The organism is Pollutimonas bauzanensis, assembly GCF_040393045.1.
GTDB classification, from domain to species: domain Bacteria; phylum Pseudomonadota; class Gammaproteobacteria; order Burkholderiales; family Burkholderiaceae_B; genus Pollutimonas; species Pollutimonas bauzanensis_A.
On the sequence record NZ_JBEBUX010000161.1, the window covers coordinates 1 to 8,816 of the forward strand.

Genomic DNA, 8,816 nt, shown 5'->3' on the forward strand with positions numbered 1-8,816 from the left:
ACCGCCGCGGCGTGTCAGAACTAATCAGCCAGAACGCAGCTACGGTGTGTAAAAAAGAACAGCAAAACCGCAGCTACGGCGTGTTCAAAACATATAAGGCGCCGACAAACAGTACCAGCACTTCGAACCCTCGCCCGAAGTGCCGCCACGTCTATTTACTTCTTGCGATTAGCAATATCCTTCTGCGCCTGCGACACCAACTCCTCGCCTATCGTCTTCTTCCACTTATCGAACACCGGCTGCGTCACTTTAACGAAAGCCTCATGCTCTTCCGGAGTAAGGCTGGTAACCGTCACGCCATGGCTTTCGATATCCTTCAGCATCGACGGATCTTCAGGTGTCACGCCTTTACGGGCAATGACGATTTCCTGTTTGCCGGCCTCAATAGCGGCTTCGCGCACGATTTTACGATCGGCTTCAGTCCACGATTCCCAGACTTGTTTGTTCACCACGAACACCAGGGGATCGGCTACATAATTCCATAGCGTCAGATTCTTTTGTGCAACGTCATACAGCTTCGCGCCGGCATAAATGGACAAGGGGTTTTCCTGCCCGTCTACGGCACCGGTTGCCAGTGCGGGTTGCGCATCGGCCCAGCTCATTTGTGTGGGATTGGCGCCCAGCGCTGTGAACGTGTCGATGAACAAGGGCGAGCCTACAACGCGCAGTTTCAGGCCTTTAAGATCGCCTGGCGCTTTGATGACGTGCTTGGAGTTGCTAAGCTGGCGGTAGCCATTTTCACCCCAGGCCAGAGGCAGCACGCCGGCTTTTTCAATATCCTTGAACAAGGATTTGCCCACTTCGCCATGAATCAGGGCGTCGATAGCCGCATAGTCGGGCATCAGGAAGGGCAGGGAAAACAGGTTCAATTGTTTTACTTGGGGTGACCAGTTGATGGTCGAGCCAATGGCCATGTCGATCAGGCCCTGGCGAATCGCGGTGAATTCGCGGGTCTGGTCGCCTTGTACCAGCGATGTGCCGGGGTAGATCTTGATGTTGATACGCCCGTCGGTGCGCTCGCGTACCAGCTTGGACCAGATCTCGGCGCCCTGGCCCCAAGGGAAGGTGGTGCCTACGACGATGGACAATTTGTATTCGGATTTATAGTCGGCGGCATAAGCAGTCGAGGTAGCTGCAAGGGCAGCGATCGAGCACGTGATGGCGCCAAGCAGGGCACGGATCTTCATGAATGTTCCTTTTCACCAGTTAAGGCATTAATAGACGGCAGATAACAACGGATACATCAAGGAAAAACCGGCGGCACGCCGCCGGCGCTACGGTCAATATCCCAGGTAACGAGGCAGCCATAACGCCAACTCGGGAAATACAATTACCAGGACGAGGATCATAAACATGGAGGCCAGCAGCCACACCACCCAGCGCACCGTGCTTTCCATCGGCACTTTGGCGATGCGGCAGGACACCATCAGGTTCACGGCCAGGGGTGGCGTAAATTGCCCCAGCGCTACTTTTAGCGTCAACAGGACGCCAAACCAGACCGGATCCCATTGGTAGGCGTTGGCGATAGGCATAAGCAGCGGCACGAAGATCAAGAAGATGGAAATGCCGTCCAGAAACATGCCCAGCGTCATCAGCAACAGCACCAGCAGTGACAACACCCCGTATTCGCCCAGCCCCGAGTTAACGATGGCGTTGGTAATGGGGTCGATCACGCTAAGCGTGGAAAGGGCCCAGGCGAAGATGCCGGCGAGCGTCACGACCATCATGATGACGGCGGAAAGCTCTGCCGCTTCCCGCAAGATAAGGAATAAATCGCGTACTTTGATGGTGCGATGGATGCACATTCCAACAAAAAGGCCGTAGAAGACGGCGACAACAGCCGCTTCGGTCGGCGTAAACCAGCCCATGCGCATGCCGCCCAGAATCAGCACAGGCGCCACCAGTCCCCATGTGGCATCCAGCAGGCTGGGCCAGAAAGGGGGGCGTGGCAAATTGCTTTCCAGCATGCCCATGTTGTGGCGCCGGGATAGCCACACCGCCGGTATGATCAGGGCGATGCCTGCCAATATGCCGGGAATCATCCCTGCGGCGAACAGGGCGGGAACCGACGCTTGCGGCACAAGAATCGAATAAACGATAAAGGCAATCGAAGGGGGGATCAGGATATCGGTTGACGCGCCTGCCGCCACGATGCTGGCTGAAAACGATTTGGGATAGCCCGCCTTGGTCATGGCGCCTATCATGACGGCGCCGACAGCTGCCGCGCAGGCCGGCCCCGAGCCTGAAATGCCCCCCAGGAACATGGCTACGGCGATGGCGACCAAAGGCAGCATGCCTGGGCCGCGCCCGACGATGGCAATGGCGAAGTTCACCAGGCGGCTGGCGACGCCGGAGCGATCGAATATGGACCCTACCAGTACAAACATGGGGATAGCCAGCAGGGGGTACTTGGCCAGGCCGGCATAGAAGTTTTGCGGTACGGCCAGCAAGCCGAACCATTGGGTATCCAGATTGGACATCACGATGGCCAAGGTACCGGCTACACCAAGCGAAACGCCAACCGGTACGCCAATGATCATCAGCAGGGCAAAGACGACAAACAAGAGAGTTACGATCATTTTTCGCCCCGCAGCAGGCGGCGCAACATACCTAGCATGCGTAGCGAGATAGCCGTTGCCAGTATGGGCATCCAGATGGTGTACCACCAGTTGGGGACGCCGATGGCGGGCGAGGTGTCGCCCCATGTGTAGTCATCAATGGCCATGCGCAGGGACAGCACGGCCAGCAATACGAAGAACAGCAAGACGACGACGCTGCTGATGATGGCCAGCTTGCGCTGGCGTTGGGGCGAGCCTCCGTCGGCAATGATCTCGATGCGTATGTGCTGATTGCGCACGAAGGCGGTTGCCCCGGCGGTCATGGTCAGGACGATAAGCAGGAAGACTGATATTTCCTCGGTCCAGGCAAATGAGTTGTTCGTAAGGTAGCGCACCAGCACGTTGGTGAAGGTGATTAGCGCCAAGCCGCCCAGAATAAGCACGGAAAGCCAGTCTTCAATTTTGAGAGGGACTTTGACGGGAGGGTCGGTGATTTCTGGAAGTATGGGTTCGATCGGCTCGTCGGCGGCTTGTTGTTTTTGAGGCATGGGTGCAATGCTTGACAGCGTAGGGGGCAATTTTTAGGCGATAGCCGACATGCTACCGCGTGATACAGATTTTGATAGCTCGGGGTTTCCCGCGGGTAGACGGGAGGGGCGTTAGTTTTTTCCGGTCGCCGCTTTCTTTTTCTTGGGCAGGGCCAGCATGGTGCCGCGGCAGTTTGGGGTGCCGCACAGGCATAGGTATTCCTGCTTAAGCTTTTTCGTTATGCGGCCTTCCATCACCAAGCCGTAGTCGTAGAACAGTTCTTCGCCAGCAGGAATATCTTGCAGCGCAACGATGTACACCCGTTTTCCGCTAGTTCCTTCCTGGGCTTCGCAATTGGGCCCGCAAGAGTGGTTGATCCAGCGCGCATCGTTGCCTTTATCGCCGCCATCGATAACCTTGCCGCTGGTAAGCGAAAAAAAGAACGTGTGAAAAGGATCATCGGGATTGACCGGATGCAGCGCGTCGGCTTGCTCGGGGGTAATACGTTTGCCGCCGTATTCGATAATGCGGGTGCCAGCGGGAATGTCGCGCAAGGCAAATACGCCGGTGCCGTGCAAGGTGGATTGTTTAACGATGTGCCAGGGGCTGGTTGCTAGTGTCATGATGAACGTTTTGGGAGATAGGCGAAAAAGAGCATAAACTGCTGAAGTATCGACATCTTATGCAATAAAGCCTGACTCCGTGAATACTTCTGACGAATCTCCCAGCCGAAATGGCGCCCAAGCTCTGCTCCAAACCCTGATCGCCCATGGCGTGGATACCATTTTCGGTTATCCAGGCGGTGCCGTCCTGCCCTTGTACGATGCACTGTATTCGGAACCCAGGATTCGTCACGTCCTGGTTCGACATGAACAAGGGGCCATGCATGCCGCCGAAGGTTATGCGCGCTCCACCGGTAAGCCCGGTGTCGTGGTGGTCACCTCGGGTCCTGGCATGGCCAATACGACATCCGGTTTGCTGGATGCGATGTGCGATTCGATACCTGTGCTGTGCATCAGCGGGCAAGTCGCTACCGGCGCTATTGGCACTGATGCGTTCCAGGAATGCGACGCCATTGGAATTTCCAGGCCTGTTACCAAGTGGAACGCGCAAATCAGACGTGCCGAAGACGTTGTCGCCATGGCTGCCAAAGCGTATCGCCTGACTTCCTCGGGTCGTCCTGGGCCCGTGCTGCTGGATTTCCCCAAAGACATACAAATCGGCCAGGTGCCGCCCGAACCGCCGGTTGTCAATGAAGTGGCCGAGCTTGACGGCGTTGACTTGAATGCCCCGGCAGCCGAAGCCGCGATCAAGCGCGCGGCGGCCCTGATCGCCAACGCCAAGCGCCCGGTGTTTTATGGTGGCGGCGGCTTGGTGAATTCGGGCCTGGATGCCTGTCATGCCTTTACCAGCCTGGTGCAGGATATGGCCGCGCCTTGTACCCTTACCCTAATGGGGCTCGGTGCATTCCCCGCTGACGACCCTTTGTTTTTAGGCATGCTGGGCATGCACGGTACGCTGGAAGCCAACCTGGCCATGCACCACGCCGACCTGATCGTTTGCGTGGGCGCGCGTTTCGATGATCGCATCACGGGCAGGCTTTCAGACTTCTGCCCGCACGCCAGCAAAATTCATCTGGATATCGACCCCGCTTCCATCAACAAGGTGGTGCGCGCTGATGTTGCCATGGTGGGCGACTGTTACCCCTTGCTGCGCGCTCTGCGCCGCGAATTGGCACAGGTCGAGCTTGCGCCTGCCAGGCTGGATGCCTGGTGGCAGCGTATCGGGGTGTGGCGAGCCACGGACTGCCTGAAAGTCACGCCATCGGCCGAGCATATCTTGCCGCAGCATCTGATGCAGCGTATTGACCATGTGCTGACGGGGCTGGACGCTATTATTTCGACAGATGTGGGCCAGCACCAGATGTGGGCGGCGCAATACATCAAGTTCAATCGTCCGAATCGCTGGCTTACGTCGGGCGGAGCGGGCACCATGGGCTACGGCTTGCCCGCCGCCATTGGCGCCCAGATCGCGCATCCCGATAAGCCGGTGGTCTGCGTCAGCGGCGATGCGTCGGTGTTGATGAATATCCAGGAACTGGCTACCGCTACGCAGCATCAGACACCGGTAAAGCTGGTGTTGTGCAATAACGGTCACATGGGCATGGTTCGGCAATGGCAGGAACTGATTCATGATGGCCGCTATAGCCACAGTTATAACGCGTCGATTCCTGACTTCGTGGCGCTGGCCAAGGCATTTGGCTGGGGTGCCGCGCGTGTCGAAGACCCAGCGCAGCTGGATGCGGCGTTGGCTGAATGCATGGCTTACGACGGCCCGTTTTTCCTGGACGTTGTCGTGCTGGCGCAGGAAAACTGCTTTCCCATGATGCCCGCCGGTTATGGACATCAGCAGGTCATGCTGTCGGAAGACACATGGTACGTAGAAGACTAAAGTAAACCCCAATATTCTTATCGCTCGCAGTGATGTACAAGTATGGGCTTAGTTTTGCCAACTCATCACTTATAAGTATTAGGGAAAAAATGCGTACAACCTGGTTTTCAAAGTGCATGCTTGCCGTTTCGATGGCAGGCATTTTTACTGCCGCGCCGGCATTGGCCCAGACAACGCTGAAAATGGCGTATGCCCTGTCGACCAATTCCCATTACGGCGCGGGCGCCGACGCATTTGCCAAGTCGATTGAAGGCAGCACCACTGGTCAATTCAAGGTTCAACAGTTCGCCAACAGCGCCCTGGGCGGCGAGCGCGAAGTCATTGAAGGCCTGCAACTGGGCACGATCGATGTGGCTATCGTATCCACCGGCGCTACCTTGAATTTCGTACCTAAAACGGGCGTTTTCGATATTCCTTTTCTGTTCCGCGATCTGGCCCAGGCCCGTAAAGTGCTTGACGGCGAAATCGGCCAGCAAATGCTGGCTGAATTCCCCAAGCGTGGCCTGGTGGCTTTGGCCTGGGGTGAGCAAGGGTTTCGTCAACTGACCAATAACGTTCGTCCGGTTGCCAAGCCCGAAGACGCTAAAGGTCTGAAAATACGCACTACCGAAAACCCCATCCATATTGCCGCGTTCCGCCAGATGGGCGTGCTGGCTACCCCCATGGCCTGGCCTGAAGTCGCCACGGCCCTGCAACAAGGCACCATAGATGGTCAGGAAAACCCGCTGTCCGTCATTGTGTCGGCCAAATTGCCGCAACTTCAAAAATACCTGTCGCTGACCGCACACGTATATGGTCCCGCCCTGGTATTGATGGCGCCGAATGTCTATGACGGCTTGTCCGACGCAGACAAGGCCAAGTTCAAGACGGCTGGCCATGATGCTGCCGTTGCCATGCGTGGCTACGTGGATGCGGTTGAAAAAAGCGGCCTGGAAGAGGTGAAGGCGCAAGGCATGAAGGTCAACACGGTTGATCACGCCGCATTCGTTGCGGCAGTTGAACCGGTTTACCCGCAGTATTACAAGCAGTTCGGTAAAGAGTTGGTTGAGTCCATCCGCAACACTAAGTAATTGCCGCAGTTGGCTATGAATCGGGGGCTGGCGTACGTGCCGGCCCTTGTTGGTTCCAGCCCTGTTAGCCTTCTGAAAACAACGCTAGATCAAGCATCACAACAGGATCAGTCGTGCCAATAATCCGTTTCATAGACCGCTCATTATTCCGGTTTATATCCGTAGTAACTCAATTGCTGATTCTTTCGGCCGTAGCCGCCGCTTTTTATCAGGTTATTGCTCGCTTCATTCTTGAATCGCCCGCCGACTGGAGCGAAGCCTGGACACGCGCGGCCCTGATCTGGACGGTAATGTTGGGCGTTGCCCTGGCCTTCCGCCAGGGAGCCATGCTAAGCGTCGAAATGCTCCATAGCAAATTAGGGCCGCGTAACAAACGCTGGCTGGAGCATGTCATTTTATTCATCTGCGTCGCTTTTCTGGGTTTCATGGCCTGGGTCGGCGGGCAAATGACATGGCGCGTGCGCTTTCAAACCATGCCCAGTCTTGAAATGTCCATTTCCTGGATTTATATCGCGATTCCCATTGGCATGGTACTGGCAATCGTTGCCGTTATTGCCCATTGGGCCGAGGGCCCGCGCCAGGCCGTGATTGACGACACTGTCCTGTGATCGTGAGTCAATACTTAACAATACCAATAAGCCAGGTGAATGAATGTCGCAGTTGATGGTTGTATCAATGCTGTTGTTTTTTGTGCTGTCTGTGCCGGTAGCGGTGGCTATCGGTTTGGGCAGCATGTTGGGAATCGCCTTCGATGGCCAAATGACCTGGCTGGTCGTGGCCCAACAAATTTATGCGTCGCTGGATAAGTACCCCTTGGTGGCTGTGCCGTTCTTTATTCTGGCTGGCAATCTGATGGAAGCCGGCGGCATATCAGAACGCATGGTGACCTTCGCGAAAAGCGTGGTCGGGGGCTTTCAGGGCGGTCTGGCCTGCACATGCGTATTGACCTGCATGATTTTTGCGGCTGTTGCTGGATCCAGCGTGGCAACCACTTTTGCCGTAGGCGCTATCCTGATTCCCGCCATGGTCAAGCACGGCTATCCCAAGCCGTTTGCCGCATCTTTGCAAGCATCGGCAGCAGAACTGGGCGTCATTATCCCGCCTTCGATTCCCATGATCTTGTTTGCCGTCGCGACAGACACGTCGGTTGGCGAGCTTTTTATTGCTGGCGTCGGCCCCGGCATTCTGATCGGCGTAGCGTTGATGCTGTATGTCTGGCTGTATGCCCGCGTGAACGGCTACGGCAAGAATGATGGCGACGGACGTCTGGCGCTGTGGCCCGCGCTCAAGCAGGCCTGGCTGGCGTTGTTGATGCCAGGGATTATTCTTGGCGGCATCTATGGTGGTATTTTTACCCCCACGGAAGCCTCTGCGGTGGCAGTGGTCTATGCCCTTTTTGTCGGTATATTCGTCTATCGTCGGCTTAATTTCCAGAATCTATCCAAAACCCTGCATCGTTCCGTTGTCTCGACGGCAGTGATTATGTTCGTCATCGCCAACGCCGGCGTGTTCGGATTTCTGCTCAACCGTGCGGGCATTCCGGCGGCTTTAGGCGAGTGGCTGGGCCATATTTTCAGCAATAAGTACACGTTCTTGCTGGGCGTGAATGCTGCGCTATTTGTGATCGGCATGTTTATCGAAACCTCGGCATCGATAGTGGTGTTGGCGCCGTTGTTGCTGCCGGTGGCTATGCATTTCGGAGTAGAGCCAGCTCATTTCGGCATCATCATGGTGGTGAATTTGGCGCTGGGCATGGTGACGCCGCCTTTTGGCGTAAATCTATTTGCGGCGTGCGCGGTGGCGAATTTGCCGATAGAGCGATTGATCAGGCCGTTGCTGCCTTTTGTCGGTGTGGTGGTGGCTTGCTTGATGCTGATCACGTATGTGCCGGAGATTTCGCTGTTCTTCAAGGAATTGGTATACGGGTAGGGGGCGGGTCCCTGGGCGGTTGTGTTTGTATTCTTTCTTGATCCGCGTGCCAGATCCTGGGAGGGGATGTTTTGCTCCTCGTGGCCGGTTCGGCGCCCTGCGGCGCCGAACATCGCGTAGCCTCGTTCGTCCACCCCATCCGGGGTTCCCTTCACTTCCGGCCTGCTCGGCCCCTACGCCGGGTGCCCCGAAAGTCGCTGCAACATCCCCTCCCAGGATCTGCCCCGCTGCATCATGAAAGTTTGAACCGCCGCTGGGACGGGCCGCGTGCTTGGCATCG

8 protein-coding genes are annotated in these 8,816 nt (G+C 56.5%); 4 read left to right on the plus strand and 4 right to left on the minus strand.

Features of this window, described 5'->3' with window-relative positions; all coding sequences use genetic code 11:
• Nucleotides 1-155: 155 nt before the first annotated feature.
• The 4 genes from ABWO67_RS17835 to ABWO67_RS17850 form a co-directional block, all read right to left on the minus strand.
• Entirely contained in the window at nt 156-1,187 is a 1,032-nt protein-coding gene (locus ABWO67_RS17835; protein ID WP_353154204.1) for a DctP family TRAP transporter solute-binding subunit, read from the minus strand.
• Between the two features lie 93 nt (nt 1,188-1,280).
• Nucleotides 1,281-2,579: a TRAP transporter large permease gene (locus ABWO67_RS17840; protein WP_353154207.1), complete on the minus strand. Its 1,299-nt coding sequence runs from the start codon at nt 2,577-2,579 to the stop codon at nt 1,281-1,283.
• Complete coding sequence (locus ABWO67_RS17845; protein ID WP_353154210.1) at nt 2,576-3,106, minus strand: TRAP transporter small permease; 531 nt, start codon at nt 3,104-3,106, stop codon at nt 2,576-2,578. The genes ABWO67_RS17840 and ABWO67_RS17845 overlap by 4 nt, the downstream gene beginning before the upstream one ends.
• 111 nt (nt 3,107-3,217) lie before the next feature.
• A complete protein-coding gene (locus ABWO67_RS17850; RefSeq protein ID WP_353154213.1) occupies nt 3,218-3,709 on the minus strand; it encodes an SET domain-containing protein in 492 nt (163 codons plus the stop codon).
• Between the two features lie 79 nt (nt 3,710-3,788).
• On the opposite strand from ABWO67_RS17850, the gene ilvB reads away from it, so the two are divergent.
• The 4 genes from ilvB to ABWO67_RS17870 all read left to right on the plus strand — a co-directional run bounded on the left by ilvB (nt 3,789) and on the right by ABWO67_RS17870 (nt 8,536).
• Entirely contained in the window at nt 3,789-5,537 is a 1,749-nt protein-coding gene (gene ilvB / locus ABWO67_RS17855) for a biosynthetic-type acetolactate synthase large subunit (RefSeq protein ID WP_353154216.1), read from the plus strand.
• A gap of 89 nt (nt 5,538-5,626) precedes the next feature.
• Complete coding sequence (locus ABWO67_RS17860) at nt 5,627-6,607, plus strand: TRAP transporter substrate-binding protein (protein ID WP_353154219.1); 981 nt, start codon at nt 5,627-5,629, stop codon at nt 6,605-6,607.
• A gap of 113 nt (nt 6,608-6,720) precedes the next feature.
• Entirely contained in the window at nt 6,721-7,215 is a 495-nt protein-coding gene (locus ABWO67_RS17865) for a TRAP transporter small permease (RefSeq protein WP_353154222.1), read from the plus strand.
• 43 nt (nt 7,216-7,258) lie between these two features.
• Entirely contained in the window at nt 7,259-8,536 is a 1,278-nt protein-coding gene (locus ABWO67_RS17870) for a TRAP transporter large permease (RefSeq protein ID WP_353154225.1), read from the plus strand.
• Nucleotides 8,537-8,816 lie beyond the last annotated feature (280 nt).